Annotated in this window: 10 protein-coding genes; 6 read left to right on the top strand and 4 right to left on the bottom strand. The window is 60.8% G+C overall.

What is annotated here, in order from left to right; genetic code table 11:
• The first annotated feature begins 381 nt into the window (after window positions 1–381).
• On the top strand, window positions 382–1593 hold the full coding sequence (locus tag OKW45_RS36690) for a ParA family protein (RefSeq protein WP_026226186.1): 1212 nt from the start codon (window positions 382–384) through the stop codon (window positions 1591–1593).
• Window positions 1590–2564, top strand: coding sequence for a ParB/RepB/Spo0J family partition protein (locus OKW45_RS36685; protein ID WP_018422672.1), 975 nt, complete (start codon window positions 1590–1592; stop codon window positions 2562–2564). Before OKW45_RS36690 ends, OKW45_RS36685 begins: the two co-directional genes overlap by 4 nt.
• Window positions 2565–4896: 2332 nt before the next feature.
• Here OKW45_RS36685 and OKW45_RS36680 read toward each other — a convergent pair.
• From OKW45_RS36680 to OKW45_RS36665, 4 genes are all read right to left on the bottom strand, one after another.
• Window positions 4897–5445, bottom strand: coding sequence for a lipase family protein (locus OKW45_RS36680; protein ID WP_429473671.1), 549 nt, complete (start codon window positions 5443–5445; stop codon window positions 4897–4899).
• Entirely contained in the window at window positions 5426–5860 is a 435-nt protein-coding gene (locus OKW45_RS36675) for a hypothetical protein (protein WP_429473670.1), read from the bottom strand. Before OKW45_RS36675 ends, OKW45_RS36680 begins: the two co-directional genes overlap by 20 nt.
• Before the next feature lie 17 nt (window positions 5861–5877).
• Window positions 5878–6354: a hypothetical protein gene (locus tag OKW45_RS36670; RefSeq protein ID WP_429473669.1), complete on the bottom strand. Its 477-nt coding sequence runs from the start codon at window positions 6352–6354 to the stop codon at window positions 5878–5880.
• 263 nt (window positions 6355–6617) lie between these two features.
• Window positions 6618–6839 carry a hypothetical protein gene (locus tag OKW45_RS36665; protein WP_429473668.1) on the bottom strand — a complete coding sequence of 74 codons (222 nt, stop codon included), beginning with the start codon at window positions 6837–6839 and terminating at the stop codon, window positions 6618–6620.
• Window positions 6840–7992: 1153 nt separating this feature from the next.
• On the opposite strand from OKW45_RS36665, the gene OKW45_RS36660 reads away from it, so the two are divergent.
• The 4 genes from OKW45_RS36660 to OKW45_RS36645 all read left to right on the top strand — a co-directional run bounded on the left by OKW45_RS36660 (window position 7993) and on the right by OKW45_RS36645 (window position 15100).
• Window positions 7993–8967, top strand: a complete 975-nt coding sequence (locus OKW45_RS36660) for an efflux RND transporter periplasmic adaptor subunit (protein WP_018422668.1) — start codon at window positions 7993–7995, stop codon at window positions 8965–8967.
• Window positions 8964–12023 (top strand): efflux RND transporter permease subunit, encoded by a 3060-nt coding sequence (locus tag OKW45_RS36655; RefSeq protein ID WP_429473667.1) that lies wholly within the window; start codon window positions 8964–8966, stop codon window positions 12021–12023. The genes OKW45_RS36660 and OKW45_RS36655 overlap by 4 nt, the downstream gene beginning before the upstream one ends.
• Window positions 12020–13522, top strand: coding sequence for an efflux transporter outer membrane subunit (locus tag OKW45_RS36650; RefSeq protein WP_429473666.1), 1503 nt, complete (start codon window positions 12020–12022; stop codon window positions 13520–13522). The genes OKW45_RS36655 and OKW45_RS36650 overlap by 4 nt, the downstream gene beginning before the upstream one ends.
• 141 nt (window positions 13523–13663) lie before the next feature.
• Window positions 13664–15100, top strand: a complete 1437-nt coding sequence (locus OKW45_RS36645) for a basic amino acid/polyamine antiporter (RefSeq protein ID WP_429474029.1) — start codon at window positions 13664–13666, stop codon at window positions 15098–15100.
• Window positions 15101–15155: the final 55 nt, after the last annotated feature.

Here is a 15155-nt window from a genome sequence, read left to right as displayed (position 1 = left end):
TTGTGCATTTGCGTCGTAACTCAGGGGAGCGCTCGGCGGGCGGTGGCGAAAATCTGATAATGGTGAGGTCGGTTGTGCAGAACACCGCCTGACGGGTCTTTCAGGAAATGAGAAAGTGCACAAATGACCTCACCAAGTGCTTAAGTCTTGAGCAGGGTGCCGACTCGGCTACCCAGAATGCGAGAAAGGTGAGGTCATTTGTGCCTTCGAGGACGCGGTATTTCGGGGCTCCTTTAGTTTCCACGGCAGTTCCGCAACCGCAAACGGTCTGGAAATATAGAAATTTTGCAGAAAATCCGCATAAAAACAGTAATTTAAAAAGCTATTTTCAAGTATTTCCTGTATTCTGAGGTTTCTGGAATTTTATGGAAAAACCTCAGAATGGTCAGAACGAGCCAACTTCCTGCCGTAGACCGAACCGTTCACTTTGAGCAGATCAGTGAGTTCGCAGAAAAAGTCACCATTTTCACTAATGAGCTGCGTGACACGATTCTGGCTCCGCGTCCTCGAAAAACGGCTCCCGTTTTCAAAACTGGCGAGATTGCAGAGATGTGCAACGTCTCACACTCGCAGGTTCAGTATCTCGCGACAAAAGGCGACGGAGAACTGCCTTCGGGCACGGCGGCCGGCACGGGCCGTACCCGGACCTTCACGCTGGAAGAGGCGCGGATCTGGGTACAAAAGATTTCCGACATCTACCAGACTCCATTGGTCACGCGCCTGAAGGAGCCGGACGGGAAGATCATTATCACCGCGCAGCTCAAAGGTGGCTCCGCCAAGACGACGACGACGATGTGCCTCGCCCAAGGGCTGTCGCTGCGGGGACGCAAAGTGTTGGTGCTTGATCTCGACCCGCAGGCGTCGCTTTCGGAACTGTGTGGACTGTACGCGGAAAAAGACGTGACGCCTGAAGATACGGTATTGCCGTACGTCTACGACCAGGACATCGAAGGCGGACTCGAGGGCCGGGTCCAGTCGACGTACTGGGATGGCATCGACGTGATTCCTGCGCACACGGAACTGATTGGAGCAGAGTTCCATCTGCCGGCGATGCAAAAGATGCGACCGGGTTTTCGCTTCTGGACCGTGCTTCGTCAAGGGCTCGAGCCGCTGCGCAAGAAGTACGACTACATTCTCATGGATACGTCGCCGTCGCTGTCGTACCTCAATCTGAACGCGCTGATGGCCGCGGATGCCATGGTGATGCCGATGGTGCCGGAAAACCTGGACTTCATCAGCTCGCTGTCGTTCTGGCGACTTTTCTCGGACGTGTCCAAGAGCTTTATCAAATTCGAGACGGACAAGAAGTACGACTTCGTGTCGCTGGTGTTGTCGCGGGTCGATTATGGGCGGAACTCGTCGGCGCCGATCGTGCGCGCGTGGGCGCAAAGCGCGTACGAAAACTGGCTGCATTCGATCGAGGTACCGGCGAGCTCGGTGATGAGCACCGGGGCGTTGGCGTTCTCGACCGTCTTCGACATCAGCAGCAATCACAGCGCGGCCAAGTCGCTGCAACGCGTGCGGCAACCTCTCGTCGACTACTGTCGCTGGATCGACGAGATCTATTCGGAAAAATGGAGGAACGCGCAATGAGCAATATGCGAGAACAGTTGCTGGCCAAGACGTCCGGCATTCGCAAAACTTCGTCGATCAACGAGGACGAGGTGAAGCGCAGCAACCGCACGCAAACGGCGCCCGGCCTTGCCGGCGCGCTGGCCGTTGCGCAACTTCGCGTGCAGGAACTGGAATCGACTGGCGTCTCATCGCAATTGGCGGTTGCGGGCATCTTGCCGAACCCTTGGCAGCCGCGTCGCGTGTTCAACGAAGCAAAGTTAGCCGAGCTTGCGGAGTCGATCCGGGAAGTTGGACTGATGCAGCCGATCGTGGTCCGTCGTGTTGCGGACGACTATCAGATCGTCGCCGGCGAACGACGCTGGCGTGCGCACAAGATGTTGGGGCTGGATACGATCAAGGCCGTGGTCGCGGATTGCTCGGACTCGGATATGGCCGTGCTCGCAATGGTCGAAAACATTAGCCGCGACGACCTTGCTGACTATGAAATCGGCGTGGCGATTCGTCGATCGGAAGCAGAGTTCCCGAATCGCAAGCGACTGGCGGAAGCGATGGGATTGTCGCGGGCAGGTCTGTATCAATTCTTGTCGTTCGACAATCTTCCGGACTTCATCAAGAAAGATCTCGATATTCAACCGCGACTATTGGGCGGGACTGCGGCGCAGGCAATTGCAGCGGCTATCAAAAAGCATGGCGAGGATGGCGTGAAAGCCGCTCGCGAAATTTGGCCTCTGTTGGTGAGAGGCGAAATGGACCAGGGCAAGGTCGCGGCGGCAATCACCGCCCTGGCGACCCGGCAGACGACGTCGGGTGGTACCAGCGGACGCAGCATCGAGAAATTTTTCGCGGGACGAGAGCACGCTGGGAGCATCACCAAGGACGTGAGTAACTTCACGATCAAGATCAAGACCGGAGTGATCACCGAGGCGCAAGAAGTTCAGATACGACAGTTGATCGGACAGATGTTCCAATCGCAGCCGAAGACGAGCTAATCGGTGGCTCGGCTGTAGTGTTAAAAGGCCCGCTTAGTGCGGGCTTTTTTTTGGTCAACCAAATCAGTCCAGCTCGAAGAGTGTCTAGAGTCTAGACATTCACTCAGCGGCCCAACCTTTGCGCGATCCGGTGTCTAGACTCTAGACACGCTTGACGACCCACTCCGATGCCGATGAAAGCGTGCCGCGTCCGCGCGAACGCACATCCTTCGTGCCTTGCACGACCTGTGGAGCGATTCGGGCAGTATTGCGTTCGCGAGCGATCTCGCAGGCACCCGTTGCGGGTCAGCCGCTCGCCATGAGCGAGACCGCCAATGACTGGGGATTTCTGATGCATCCATGAAGCCGGGTTCGGCTGCCTCGCTCACGGTCGCATTGCCCGCAGCACATACAAAATCGCACAGCCGACATATTACGGACGGGATGGAGGGGCTAGCCCTCTATCCTATAAACGTAGACTCTATTCCGGCAGACCACCCACGGTCATTCTCAACCCAACGCCGCATCAGCGCGTTGGGTTGAGACGACTCGACTCCGCTGTCGTCTGTCCCAATCTTCTCAATGAGAAAGGCCGCTGCACTTAGTGCGCGACGTGCATTGAACATGGTTGTCCCCGAACAGCTGTGTTCATGATGGCGCTGTCGGCCGCAGCAAACCTCGGCGAAGGTCGTCGACGTCTCGCACGGATGCTTCACACTCCCGATGTACCACAGGCAATGAACGCGCAGCGTTGAGGCCATCGCTCATCGACCGCAAAGTCAGCAGTCGTTCTGCCGGAAAAGCTGTTCCGTACGATTAGCGATGAAAGCGGCATGAACAAACGCGCAAAGGAAGGCTGTGAATGGAGCTAGCCTCAGCGAACAGACGACATGTGTCAAGGTGCGGCGGGAGCCAGTTATTACTGGAACGTCGCGTTAAGCGCTGCTGAATCTTGTATCGCGCGTTCTCTCAAACCAAGCAGTCGCCATTCCGAAAACGGTGTTCGGCACGGCGCAAGCTTGTCCTGAAATCAGATGTCGTTGCTGGATCCAGCATCTTGATCGACGACCAGAAGGTCAACCGCGAACGCCTGCCGGCCGCGATGATTGGTTGTAATAGCGTTAAGCGAACATCCCAGCGTGGTCAAGAAAGGACACTCTAAAGATAGTTGATGTCGCTACCGATCTACCTACCCGCAAGGTAGACACCCAGATAGACGTATTCGAAGGTATGCATCGCGACCGCGCCGATCATTTTCGGGCAAGCACCGGAGTAATGGGTGATTCGACCGCAACGAATGTGTATTAGCCGGCACTCGACCGGCTAGACAATGTCAGAAGGAATATCGTCCACTCCCGACCGTCGGAATGGTTTTCCGGGGAGAGTCGAACCTCAAGCCTGCGCCGTTGGCGCACCCCTTCGCGGCCTCGGGCTTGACCTTCTCCTCACCCCGGAAAGGCAGCTATCAAGTCGGGAATGACGAAACAAACTGACGATGTCTGTCGAGTCAAATCCTGCTGTCTACAACGAATGATCTCCGTCCGCTCGTATGTCACGCTACCCGGATGGGCCTGCGTCAGTCCACTCGTTCAGCGCGAAATCAACATCGCTCCTCTCAGAACATCCGCAAGAAATCTGTCGGACGATGGTCGGCAGGATAGGTGAGGGCAAGCGCGCAATCTCGCGACGTAAAGAGTCTCTCCCGGCCCGCCCTGTGATATTGATTGGCAAGACGATCGCGAATCACACGACCCGCAGTGCGACCGACTGTCAGTCGCCTCGCGTGTGGCCAATTTTGAACTTCAATCGACACAGCAGTCGCGCATCGCCAACCTAACACCATAGGGACCCCACACGCAGTCAATTTTTGCGAACTAAATATCGAAAAACGAGTGACTGTTAGCCGATACGAGCGAGAACCTTCGATTCTTCGACCGATCTAGCCATCCGAGACGGCGTGAAACATAACGAAACGTCTTTTGTGTGCGATAACCTATTGTTTTAAAAGCATTTTTTCAACAATGCACGCCATTGTTTCACGCCAACCAGACAAATTGGTGCACGATACCCCATCGCTCCCATCAAACGGCGACAACACGCCATAAGGAAACACGCGCCCCGCCAATCCGTAACATTCAATACGTAATTTGTAGCGAAAGAATTTCGAACAGTCTTCCGCACCTGCCTCGGTCACGCCGGCTTGACTCGGAGCGCTGTACCAGTGATTCGAACAGAGCCCTGCGACAGCAACCTCGTCAAGTCCGAGCCGCCGCAAAAGACAGTTGGCCCCTCCGCCATCACTTCGTATCGCCAGCCTCCCCGCAAACCTCCCCGCGCTGATCGAACTGCGCAATCACCTTCTCCGACAGCGCGCCACGAGATGCGCGCTGTCGATCAGGGACCACGCCATCGTCGGAATCTCGAGCGGCCCGTTTTCGCGGCGCCGCGCGATGATCGAATGGAAGCAAACCTCGGCGCTGATCGGCAACTGCGACGTCGCGCGAATCAACGGATCGGATTCGCGCAGCTGTTCGATGCTGTTAGGCACATGGAAGGTCCGTCCCTGCGGTTCGATGTTCGTCGCCGTCTGCATCACTTCCTCGCTTTCGTTCAGCAGGGCAAGCGGCAGACGCACGAGGTTGGCCGCCCAGCGCGACAGCCGGTTGCTCGCGAACGGCGTGCCTCGATGCGCGGCCGCGATCGCGGCCGCGATAAATATGGCGCGCTCGATTTGTGGCATCGGCGTGAAGTTCAGTAGCCGATTGAGCCGCTCGTCCTCGCGATCGATATCGGTGCCCTCGGGCACGTACTTGTCCTCGAACGTCGCCCAAAGCGCGTCGCCGGAAGTCGACACGAGCAGCCGCGCCAGAACGCCGCCCATGCTATGACCAATCAACACCATGCCATGCGACGCCGGCGCTGTACCGTCTGGATCGAAATGCACGAGCGTCTGTTGCGTGGCGCGGCGGATGCGCGAGGTTGACCAGAATCGGCACGTTGGTCGGGTAGTAGACCTGCCACACCTGGAAATGCTGGCGAAGCACTTCATCGCCCTGAATATCGTTGGCGACGTTGACCCATGCCTCGGGGCTGCTCGCGAGGCCGAGCAGCATCAGAATGATCCGTCGATTGGGATCGAACGGTTGCATCATGTAGATGCGAGGCGTATCGATACCGTGTGCGCGTCCAAACAGCGTGCGCAACGATTGCCCGGCGAAGCCCGAGCGCGCGAGCCAGATGCCGTAGCCCGCTGAAGTTGGCCGAAAGTGGCACAGTCTGGCCGTGTCGCTCGACACTGTCTTAGCGATACGGATCATAGACGGACAGCACGACCTCATGCGAGGTGAGCACCTGTTCGAGCGTGCCCTGGCTGAACCAGATCAACGCGGTGACGTTGGGCGACGGCATCTCGCGGAAAAAGCGCGACGCCGGCCTTGGCCATCCCGCGGCTTCTGACGACACGCCGGGGGTTGAACGGTGCGCTCGCGCGACCATCGACGCCGGTGGACACACGCGTGTCGGCGCTGGCATCGCCACCCGCATCGACGTCATCCTCAGGCGGCGGCACGTTCATCACAGCAACCAGTTCCGCCCCCAAACCATCGCGTCGATAAATGCTACGTATCCCCGCGAACGACAGCCGCGACGCCGGGATGACTTCGCGCGGTTCGCGCACGCCTTCGGGTAGCCGGGTTCGGCTCAGGTCGAGATGAATGGACCAGCCTGCGATGTACTGCGTGCCCGGCACGCCGTTGCCGGCATCGGTAGCAAGCGCGCCACGCAGAAACAGCGCGTGGGCAAGCTCCTGCACCGCGTAGTTGTAGTAGTCACGGACCCGGGTCTGAGGATCTTCGAATGCACGTTCGCCAGCAGTGCGTTCACCGAGGAACAGAAACGCATACGCGAATCGCGCGCCCCTAAAGCCACAGATCGAATTGCGCGTCGCTCCAATCGCTGGCGTTGGCCGGCGTGTTGGTGATGGCCATCTGCAACGACAGTTCGGCGAGGCTCGACAATCGCCGGTCGGTATTGATTCCGCCGACGGTCGAGATCGTATTGATGCAATCGGGCGGCTCACGTTGGCAGGTGTTCCCATCGAGTGCACGCGATGTGCAGCGTGTCTCGCGTCGCGGCGCTCAGACGGCCGGTCGACAGAATGCCGCCGCGGCGCATCGCGATGTATTGCTCCGGGCCTTTCGCGCTGACGGTCACCATCGCGCAACCGCACAGAAGACCGCTGGTGAGCAGCGCGAGTGCCGCGCACCGCGATGTCCACGATGCGAGCGAGCGCGTCATGATGCGTCGAACCGGTTCGTGCGAGAGGGCAGCCGCGCTACGCCGATGCAAGCGATGGACGCTGGCGGCGGCCCGCGACGTTGCAATTGCCAACTTTCTTTTCACGCAGAGTTGCGTCACCCATCGGCGAAACAAAAATTCCTTGAAACCTATAGCATTTTTCCCCATGCCATTTCGTGACTAGTACAGCGGAATAGCCATGCTTATATTTCACCAACAGAAGCCGAAGCAACCATAGAACGAGTCGGCATGACCGTAGCAAGTCGCGAATCGATTGACGGCTTGCGCATTGTTCGGCCATGATGCCTGTGACGAACTGAAAGGGGACGATGACGCACGCATGACACGGGCAAACCACCAGTGAACTGCGCGAAGTCATGAACGCCTATGACGGCTTTGATATACCGCTTAAGGTAAGCAATCGATACGATCGCGCTGCGCCGGTGAGGCTCTTGACAGCGAATTGTTTGGGAACTTTAATAATTTTGCAGCAAGGTTCAATCGAAGGGATCTGATTCAACGCTGCAATCCGCCCGCATATTCATTCGTCTTCAGGTTATGCGGAATCGTCGTGCATTCCATACAGGGCGGACTCGTCAATTTCCTCAGTCTTTTTTCGGCGTGGCGAAGCAGTTTGGAAGTTAGACAGGATGCCTGATGAACGGAGCCGGAATGACGACACATAGGTTGCAGCTGTAGTCTGGACGGCCACAACACCATTGTCGCCGATAGACTGGTTTGAACGTCGTTGCCGGTCCGACAGAAGGGATGCCGCTGTTCCTCGAGTCTGACCTGGCCGTGGAAGTCGAAGCGGATGCACCCATCGGTCCACTGTTACGGGCCCCTATGAATTGCTGAGCAACCTGTAGGGTCTCGTATTCGCCGGGCCGTGAACTACGTTGCCGCCGGGCTTACGACATGGGTTGCGCCCGGGCCGTGAACTACGTTGCCGCCGGGCTTACGACATGGGTTGCGCCAGCAGTCAGCCGAGAACGTCATGAATGCAAACCGCTCCGATGCACCGCGGCCTCGCCGATCAGCCGGAATCGCACTGACCGGCGCATTGTCGTGCGCGTTGACCTGCGCGCTTGTCGTTTCACTGTCGGGCTGCCAACGGCAGACCGAAACACAGAGTGGCGATACGAGGCCAGCCGTGCAGCTCACCAGGGTCGAACCGGCCGACGCTTCCGCCATCCGAATTTTTACCGGGCGGGTCGAGCAGACCAGCATCTCGCCGCTCGCCTTCGAAGTATCGGGCCGCGTCGTGCAGATCGCGGTGCTCGAAGGCGCGTCGGTGAAACGCGGGCAACTGATCGCGCGGATCGACGAGGAACCCTACAGGCTGCAACTGCAACGCGCGAACGCGCAGTATCAGCAACTGAGCGACAACCTGAAGCGCCAGGCGGTATTGCGCAAGGACGGGATTCTGTCTCAGGCTGCCTATGAGCAGTTGTCGGCTTCCACCGATGCCGCACGCGCGGCACGCGACATGGCGAGCCGCGACTTACGCAATACCCAGCTCGTCGCGCCATTCGACGGCCGGATCGCTCGCCGCAACATCGAGATCCAGCAGGTCGTGCAGGCTGGGGCGCCCGCATTCAATCTGGAAAACATCGGCCGTGTCGATGTCGGCGTCGATCTGCCTCAGAGCATTGCCGAACGGCTATTCGTCGACAAGACGCTGAGAGCCGAGGCGTGGCTGCCCGAGCGGCCGCAGAACCGCTTCCCGCTCGTGTTTCGCGAACGGACCACTCAGACCTCGCCGACTTCGGCGGCCTACCGGCTCGTGTTCTCGATCGAAGGACCGCAAAGCGCGATGCTGTTCCCCGGCATGGCGCTGCGCGTACAGATTTCCGACACCGCGCGTCAGGTCGCGCAAAACGACAACAAAGGGTACTTCGCGATTCCGATCGCCGCGGTGTCGATCGGCGCGGACGGTCAGCGCAGTCTGTGGCGCTACGACGCCGCGTCCGGCCGTGTGCATGCGGTGCCGGTCAGTGTGCGCGAAATTCGCAATGACGATGTGGTCGTCGCGGGGGCGGTCGCGGCGGGCGACCGCGTGGTGGCCGGCGGCTCGCAGTTCATGAAAGAGGGAATGGCCGTCCGTCCAATGGATGCGCCTCAATGAACCTCGCGCGCCCCCTTATCGAAAAGCCGCTGATCGCGTGGGTTCTGACGCTCGTCTCGCTGTTGGGCGGCATCTTCGCGTACTACAACATCGGGCGGCTAGAAGACCCGAAGTTCACGATCAAGACTGCGGTCGTCGTGACGCTGTATCCGGGCGCGAGTGCGCACGAGGTCGAGCAGGAAGTGACGGACCGGCTCGAAAGCGCGATCCAGCAGATGCCGCAGGTCGACAAGCTGACCTCGCGTTCGACACCGGGCTACTCTGAAGTCCGCGTCGAGATTCGCGACCAGTACACGTCGGCGCAATTGCCGCAGGTGTGGGACGAGGTGCGCAAGTCGGTATCGGATGCACAGCCCCGGCTTCCGCCGGGCGCGGGACCGTCACTCGTGCTCGACCGTTTCGGCGACGTCTACGGGATGTTCTACGCGCTGACCGGCGAGGGCTACACGCAGGCGCAACTGTATGAGTACGCGCGCGAACTGCGCCGCCAACTGCTGACACTCGGCGACGTGTCCGACATCGTGATCGCCGGTGAGCAGCAGGAGCAGATCTCGGTCGACGTCGACCAGTCGCAACTGATCGCCAACAATCTGTCCACCGACGATCTTGCGCAGACGCTGTTCGTGCAGAACGAGGTTCGGCCCGCGGGCCGCGAACGTGTCGGCGACCTGTCGTTGCGGATTGCGCCGTCCGGCTCGCTCGATTCACTGCAGGCCATTCGTTCGCTGCCTGTCAACAATACGCCCGGCCCGCTGCTGCTCGGCGACATCGCGCGCGTAAGCCACGGCTACGCGACGATTCCGAGCCAGGTCATTCACTATAACGGCCAGCCCGCGGTTACGATCGGTATCAGCGCGCGGCCGCGCGTCAACGTGGTGAGGGTCGGCGAGGAGCTCAAGGCAAGGCTCGCCGAACTCGAGCGTGACCGCCCGATCGGCATCAAGCTGCACTCGCTTTACGATCAGCCGCAGGTCGTCGACGAGAGCGTGCGCGGCTTTATCTTCGACGTGTTCCTGTCCGTGGCGATCGTCGGTGTCGCGCTGGGCATTGCGCTCGGCTGGCGCGCGGGTGTCGTGCTGGGCGTCGAGCTGTTCCTGTCGATCCTCGGCACGCTGCTGGTCATGTACGCGGCAGGCATCGAGCTGCAACGTATCTCACTCGGCGCGCTGATCATCGTGATGGGCATGCTGACCGACAACAGCATCGTGGTGGTCGAGGGGATGCTCGTGAAGGTTCAACGAGGCATGTCGCATCTCCAGGCGGCGACCGAGATTCTCAAACAAAGCCAATGGCTTCTGCTCGCGTCGACCATTGTGGGGATTCTGGCTTTCTCGGGCATCGGCCTGTCGCCGGATGCGGTCGGCGAATTCTGTGCGTCGTTGTTCGCCGTCGCTGCGATTTCGCTGCTATTCAGCTGGGTGATAGCCATCGCCCTGACACCGCTGTTCGGCACGTATCTTTTCAAGCCCGCGGACATCATCGATGATGACCCGTTCAAGTCGAAGCTGTACAAGCGTTACGGCGAGCTGTTGTCATGGGTCACCCGACAGCGCGTGTTCGTGGTCATCGGCCTCGTCGCGCTGACCGTGCTGGCCGGGTGGGCGTTCCGTTTCGTCGAGCGGAGCTTCTTCCCCGCGTCCACCACGCCGATCTTCTATGTCGACATGCGTTTGCCGCGCGGCGCCGATATTCGCGCGGTCGTCGAAAAGAGCCGCGAGGTGGAGAAGGTGCTGCTCAAGCATGCGGACGTCACCAACGTGCAGACGTATATGGGCTCGGGCGCGACGCGGTTCTCCCTCGTCTACGATCCGGAAACGCGCAATCCGTCGTACGCGCAGTTCATCGTCGGCGCGAAGGACCAGAGCCTGATCGACGACATGATTCCGGACATCGAAGCAGACCTGAAGAAGCGCTTCCCAGAACAGCATTGGACGGTCACGCGGCCGAAGTTCGGTCCCGGCGGTGGCGCGGCCATTCAGGCACGCTTCTCCGGACCCGATCCGGCCGTGCTGCGCCGCTTGTCTCAAGAAGCACAGAATGTGCTGAAGGCGGACGGCCGCATCATCGCGATTCGCGACGACTGGGAGAACCCGATCAGCATCGTGCGGCCGGAATTCGACGAATCGCGGGCGCGCTCGCTCGGTGTGACGCGCCGTCAGGTTAGCGACACGATGGCTTATGCAACCGAAGGCCTGCGGGCGGGCATCTATCGCGAAGGCGATCAGCTACTGCCGATCGTGCTGCATTCGCCCGACTACACGCATGGCGTCGCGGGTCTGCAGGACCTGCAGGTGTTCAGCGCGGGGCTGCGCCGTTACGTGCCGCTCGGCGACGTGGTCACCGGCTTCACGGTCGGTACCGAGGAAGGCCAGATCGCGCGCGAAAACCGGATTCGCACGCTGACGGTTTCGGCCAACCCGATCTATGGGCAGAACAGTGTCGACGCGTTCAACCGCATACGCTCCAGCGTCGAGAACATCGTGCTGCCACCGGGTTATAGCTTCGAATGGGGCGGCGAGCACGAATCGTCGACGCGCGCGCAGCAGAGCCTGTTCCGTCAACTGCCGCTCGGCTTCATCGGCATGGCGCTGCTCGTGCTGATGATGTTCGGACGCCTGAAGCCGGCGCTCGTCGTGCTGCTCGTCGTGCCGATGTCGATCGTCGGCGTCACGCTCGGTCTGCTGCTATTTCGCGGCGCGTTCGGCTTCATGGCGTTGCTCGGTCTATTGAGTCTGATCGGCATGCTGATCAAGAACGGCGTGGTGCTCGTCGAAGAGATGGATTCGCAGATCGCCGCGGGCGTGCCGCGCATGCAGGCGGTGACCCACGGCGCGATGAACCGTCTGCGGCCGGTGATCCTGGGGGGCGGTACGACGGCGCTCGGCATGGCGCCGTTGTTGTGGGATCCTTTCTTCAAGGACATGGCGATCACGATTATGGCGGGCCTTGTTTTTGCCACCGTGCTGACGTTGGTCGCCGTGCCGGCGCTGTATGCGATGCTGTTCTCGATCAGGCAGGCGGAATGGGAGCCGGGTCGACACCCGGAAGCAAAATGATCCGCGCGCGCCCTTATCTTCTCGCCATCGCGGCCCTGCTGCTCGAAGCCGGCTGTACGGGTTCGTTGCAGCTGCAAAAGCCCGCCGCCTTTCCGCCGCAGTATTCGGAGGCGCAACCGGGCGTGGCGACACCGATGACCGAGCAGCAGCTCGCGGCATGGTGGACCCAGTACAACGACCCGACGCTGAACAAACTGATCGATCTCGCGCTCACGCACAACTTCGACATCGCGACCGCTTACGCACGCGTCGATCAGGTGCAGGCCGGCATCCGCCTGGCCCGCTCGCAACTGCTGCCGTCGGTCGGTGCTCGCGTGAGCGCTGCGAAATACCACGGCGCCGAGACGCAGCTCGAATTCGCGGAATTCCTCGGCATCAACAATACCGATGCGCAGTTCTGGCGTGTCGGCTTGCAGGCGCAATGGGAGATCGACCTGTTCGGTCAGGGACGCGCAAGGCTCTCGGCGGCACGCGAACAGGCACGCGCGGCCGCGGGCGACGCGGAGGCGGTACGCCTGAGCGTGGTGTCGGGTGTCGCGGATCTGTACGTCACCTATCGCGGGCTGCTGCGTCAGCGCGCGATTTTGCTGCAGAGCCGCGCGATCGCGGACGACTTCGTCAACATCGCCGAGAAGAGCTTTAACGCGGGTCTGGTGCTGAGTACGGACATCGAAGCAGCGCGCGCCGGCCGCGCGCAGGTCGATGCGCGTTTGCAGGACGTGGAGAACGGCATCGCGCAGGCGCGACTCAATTTGCAGAATCTATGCGGCGTGCAGCCGGCGGAATTCGCGGGGATTCTCGATGAAAGCGACACGCTGATGACCGCGCTGCCGCATATCGAGCCCGGCCAGCCGGTCGATCTGCTGATGCGGCGCCCGGACCTGATCGCGGCGCAGGCACGCGTGAATGCGGCGCTCAGGCAGTCGGATGTCGCGCGGCTCAACTACTGGCCGACCATGTCGTTGAGCGGTTTGCTTGCTCGCAATGGTTGGGAGATCGCGGGTCAAAGCCTCGGGGCCAGCACGTTCTGGCTATTCGGCGCGGCGATGGCGATGCCGCTGATCGACTTTGGCGCGCGGCGCTCGCAGGTGGAGTCGTCGGATGCGCAGGCGCAGCAGGCCATGTTGAACTACGAAAAGACCGCGCTCGGTGCGTTCTATGACGTCGACCGTGCACTGGCGCGCTTGAACCGGCAGGACGAGTTGTTCAAGGCACGCAATGAAGAAGTCACGCGTCGCACCAAGCAGTTGAGCCAGGTGCGACGTCGCTACGAACTCGGCGATACCGGCCGCGTCGATATCGATCAGGTGCGGGTTGCGCTGCTCGAAAGCCAGTCGTCGCAGGCGAGGGAAGAGGTCGGCGAACTCCAGGCACAGTTCGCGCTATTCAGGGCGTTGGGGGGCGGCTGGTTGGCCAATCCGCCAGTGGCCTCGAATACACGAGCGCCGACGGAACCCGCGCCCGCCACCGCGAGCGCACCGGCGCCGGCCTCACAGTGAATGACCAGGAGGAGTGCGGTCCGGGACTCGCAAGGCCGTTGGCTTCAGTCGGGGAGGACTAACAGGAGATGCGCAATGCACGCGCACCTGCTCCGCGTAAGTCCCTGTCTGGAAGAAATCAGCTTCTCTGAAGGGTGGACGATGGCAAGCCAGGTCGAGACGAAACTGTCGTTGCCCGCATTGACCGCGATGGTCGTCGGCTCAATGGTGGGCGCAGGGATTTTCTCGTTGCCGCGCAATTTCGCGCGCGCGACCGGACCGTTCGGCGCGGTCATTGCATGGTGCGTGGCGGGCATCGGCATGTATGCGCTGGCGCGCGTCTTTCAGGCGCTCGCGCAGCGAAGGCCCGAGCTCGATGCGGGCGTGTTCGCATACGCGCGAGCGGGCTACGGCGATTATGCGGGCTTTCTATCCGCATTCGGCTACTGGATGGCCGGCTGCTTCGGCAACGTGTCGTACTGGGTGCTGATCAAATCGACGCTTGGCGCTTTCGTGCCGGCCTTCGGCAACGGCAACACGGCGACCGCGATCATCGTGTCGTCGGTGGGCATCTGGCTGTTTCATCTGGTGATGCTGCGCGGCGTCCAGCAGGCCACGATGATCAACACGATCGTCACGGTCGCGAAGTTGATTCCAATCGTGCTGTTCATCGTGATGCTGATCGCGTTGTTTCGCGCCGACATGTTTCGCGCGAATCTGTGGGAACGCAGCGATCAGATCGGCAAGGGCCTGTTCTCGCAGGTTCGCGCGACGATGCTCGTCACCGTCTTCGTGTTCGTCGGTATCGAAGGTGCGAGCGTGTACTCGCGCTATGCGAAAAAGCGCTCGGACGTCGGCGCCGCGACGATCACCGGCTTCGTCGCCGTGCTGTGTCTGCTGGTGCTGGTGACGCTGCTGCCTTACGCGACCTTGCCGCGCGCCGATATCGCGGTGATGCGCCAGCCGTCGATGGCCGCGGTACTCGGCGCGCTGCTCGGCCCTTTCGGTGTCGTGTTCGTCAGCGCCGGTCTGATCATTTCGATCCTCGGCGCGTACCTCGCATGGTCGCTGATCTGCGCCGAGGTGCTGTTCGCCGCCGCGCGTCTCGAGACGATGCCGCGTATCTTCGCGCGACAAAACGAGCGCAAGCTGCCGGTCGCCGCGATCTGGCTCACGAGTACCGTGGTGCAGTGTTTCGTAATCAGCACGTACTGGTCGACCGATGCGTTTGCGCTGATGCTCAATCTCACGAGCTCGATGGCGCTGATTCCTTATTTCCTCGTGGCCGCATACGGCATCAAGGCCGCGCGTTACGATAGTGGACAGAATGGCGGCACCTTGAGCGGCGCGTTGCGCACCGAGTATTTCGTCGCGATGTTCGCGGCGTTGTATACGGCCTTTCTGCTGTTCGCGGGCGGCCTGAAGTTCCTGATGCTATCGGCGCTGCTTTATGCGCCCGGTACGGTGCTGTATGTGGTGGCCAAACGCGAGCGCGCCCATCGGGTGTTTTCGAAAGTCGAGTGGGTCATCTTTGCCGTCGCGGCCTGCGGCGCGCTTGGCGCGCTGATCGGCCTCGCGACCGGCACGATCATCATCTGAGCGGTCGATCATCGTAGTCGCACGAGCGCGGCTCGATCGGAACGTGTTCGCGGGA

It is taken from the genome of Paraburkholderia lebeckiae (genome assembly GCF_050436225.1).
GTDB lineage: Bacteria > Pseudomonadota > Gammaproteobacteria > Burkholderiales > Burkholderiaceae > Paraburkholderia > Paraburkholderia tuberum.
Note: the sequence above shows the minus strand (reverse complement) of the source record. Positions and strands in the feature narration are given on the sequence as shown.